General features: G+C 68.5%; 3 protein-coding genes. 1 reads left to right on the top strand and 2 read right to left on the bottom strand.

The window, feature by feature from the left end; translation table 11 throughout:
* On the bottom strand, positions 1-682 hold a 682-nt coding region (locus OR16_RS38730; protein WP_006164855.1), incomplete at its 3' end, for a M20/M25/M40 family metallo-hydrolase.
* A gap of 91 nt (positions 683-773) precedes the next feature.
* Here OR16_RS38730 and OR16_RS38725 point away from each other — a divergent pair.
* Entirely contained in the window at positions 774-1,679 is a 906-nt protein-coding gene (locus tag OR16_RS38725; RefSeq protein ID WP_043423062.1) for a MurR/RpiR family transcriptional regulator, read from the top strand.
* A 76-nt stretch (positions 1,680-1,755) separates the two neighbouring features.
* Here OR16_RS38725 and OR16_RS38720 read toward each other — a convergent pair.
* Positions 1,756-2,745, bottom strand: a 990-nt coding sequence (locus OR16_RS38720) for a biotin/lipoyl-containing protein (RefSeq protein WP_006164851.1), incomplete at its 5' end; no start/stop codon positions are given.

The raw sequence follows: 2,745 nt of genomic DNA, 5'->3' as shown, positions 1-2,745 counted from the left end.
CATGCAGCGCCAGGATCTTGCGCGCGAGCGCGTCGATGGCGCTGGCGCCCTGGGCATGGTTGACGCCCGCGTGCGCGGCCACGCCCTCGACTTCGAACTCCACCACCATCGAGCCCTTGCGCCCGGTCACCAGGTTGCCGCTGACGCGGCCGGGCTCGGCGTTGAACACGGCGCGAGCGCCGCGCGCCACGTCCAGGATCCGCTCGCGGGTGGCGCCCGATCCGATCTCTTCGTCGCAGGAAAAGAAAAGGCGCACGGGCAAGGCGTTGCCGCCGCATCGTGCCAGGGCCTCGGCCACGAACACGTTCATCACCAGGCCGGATTTCATGTCGGCCACGCCGGGCCCGTAGGCAAGCCCGTCTTCCACGCGGAAGGGACGGCGCGCCGCCGTATGGCCCATGAGCAGGATCGGCGCACCATCGCCGGCGCCTGGCACCAGCGCATCCAGGCACACACCGTAGCCGGCCACGGCATGCAGCGTGACCGCAATGCCAGCGGCCTCCAGGCGTGCGCGCAGGACTTCGGCCACGGCCGTCACGCCGGCTTCCTGGCGGCTGCCGCTATCGATATCGACCACGCGCTGCAGCAGTGCCTGCATCTGCGCCTGCTGGCCACCCAGCCAATCGATCACTCCGCCCGCCGCCTGGTCAAGCACTTCGCTGTCCGCCACGTTATCCGACATATACCGCCTCGCCCCTTCCACCGTGTGGAGATGATTTGCTAATTGCAAAAGTGATATGATCATGCAATACGCATTGCAACGTGTCAATACCATGAAAAACCGCCAGGAGACTCCCCCGCGTGACGCCACCCTGCTCGAGCGCCTTGCGCGCGAGGCGGCCACGCTGACCGCCCGCGAGCGCACCTTGGCCGACGCGCTGGGCCGCGACTATCCCCACGCGTTGCTGGAATCGGCCACAGCGCTGGCCGCCCAGCACGGCACAAGCGCCTCCACGGTGGTGCGGCTGTTCGCCAAGCTGGGCTATGCCAGTTATGGCGATGCCCAGCGCGAGGCCCGGGCCAGCGTGACGGCGCTCCTGCCCACCGCGGGCCAGCGCGCGCCGGCCACGATCGGTGGCAAGCGCACCTTGCGCGCCTGCGTGGACGACACGCTGCTGCACGACCAGCACAATCTGGCGGCCACCCATGAAGGGCTGGACATGGCGGCTTTCGAGGCGATTGCGCGCCTGCTGGCCGAGCCGCGTGGGCGGCTGTTCGTGCTGGCGCAGAAAAATAGCGCGCCCGTGGGCGCATGGCTGGCGCTGCATCTGAACATGTGCCGGCCGCAGGTCCAGGAACTGGGCGCGGGTGCGGTGACCGCTACCGACGCCATGCTGTGGGTCGAACCCGAGGATGTGCTGCTGGCCTTCAGCATCCGCCGTTACTCCAGCGCGCCGGTGAGCATCGCGCGCGCCTTCCGCGAGCGCGGTGCGCGCGTGATCGCGATTTGCGATAGCCCGGCCGCGCCGCTGGTGCCGCTATCGCATCATCATCTGCTGGTGCGCACGGCCAATGCCTCTCCCTTCGATTCCTATACGGCGGCGTTCTTTTTATGCAATGCGCTGGTGTCGGCGGTAGCGCAATTGCGCCAGCCGGCGGTTATCAAGGCGTTGCAACGGCGTGATGCGTTGTGGGAGGCTTTTGAGGCTGATCCTGTTGAGGGATTGCGGCGGGGGTAGGCGGGTGCGGTAGATGCGGTAGCGCATCGCCCGCATCAGCGGGGCTAGAAGCAGCCCCCCAAAGGCATGCATCCACTCACACCACAACGTCTTCCAGCGTGACCAGCTGAGCCCCATCCTGCACCTGGTCGCCGATACCATAAAGCACTTCCTGCACCACGCCGTCGGCCGGCGCGGTCAGCGTGTGCTCCATCTTCATGGCTTCCATCACGATCAGCGGATCGCCCTTGCCGATGACCGTGCCGGCCTTGACCATCACGGCAATGATGCGGCCCGGCATCGGCGCGACCAGCTTGCCGCCCTCGGCATCGGCGCTGCCCGCATGGGCCAGCGGGTCGATGACCTCCAGCCGGGTTTGCTGCTTGCCGCTGAACACGTAGAGAGCGTCGCCTTCGATATGGGTGTTGCCCTTGACGGTGCGCTCGCCCAGGTCGAGCGCGTGGCTGCCGGCCTGGCTGGCAGCGCGGAAGGACACGGTCTGCCCGCCCACGGTCAGCCATTGCTTGCCGCCATCGCTGCGCAGGCTGGCCTGCGTTTCACCTTCGGCGGTGCGCAGGCGGAACTGGCTGCTGGCGTCGGCGTTCAGGCGCCAGGCGCCGGCGGTCTGCCAGGGCGAATGCGCGTCGGCCGGATCCACGCGGCGCGCGCGGGTTTCCGCATCCACCAACGCCGCTACGGCCAGCGCGATGACTTCGGTGGCGACCGGCGCAGGCGGCGGGAACAGTGCTGCCTGGTTGCGCTCGATCAGGCCGGTGTCGAGGTCCGCCGTGCGGAACGCCTGCGAGGTCACCAGGCGCTGCAGGAAGGCGATATTGGTCGACAGGCCCACCACGTGATACTCGGCCAGCGCCTGCGCCATGCGCGCCAGCGCTTCGTCGCGGTCGCGGCCCCATACGATCAGCTTGGCGATCATGGGGTCGTAGTACGGGCTGATGGTGTCGCCCTCGCGCACGCCGGAGTCAATGCGCACGCCGGCCGGGCCGCTGCCGTCCTGGCCCAGCGTGAAGGTGACCGCCGCGGGCGTGCGCAGGTAGCGCAGCGTACCGGTGGAGGGCAGGAACTGCTT

The organism is Cupriavidus basilensis OR16 (assembly GCF_000243095.1).
GTDB lineage: Bacteria > Pseudomonadota > Gammaproteobacteria > Burkholderiales > Burkholderiaceae > Cupriavidus > Cupriavidus basilensis_D.
This window is presented reverse-complemented; position numbering and strand designations above follow the sequence as displayed.

Coding starts and splice junctions, on each gene's coding strand:
- OR16_RS38725 (WP_043423062.1), top strand. CDS start 774: ATGAAAAACCGCCAGGAGACTCCCCCGCGTGACGCCACCCTGCTCGAG.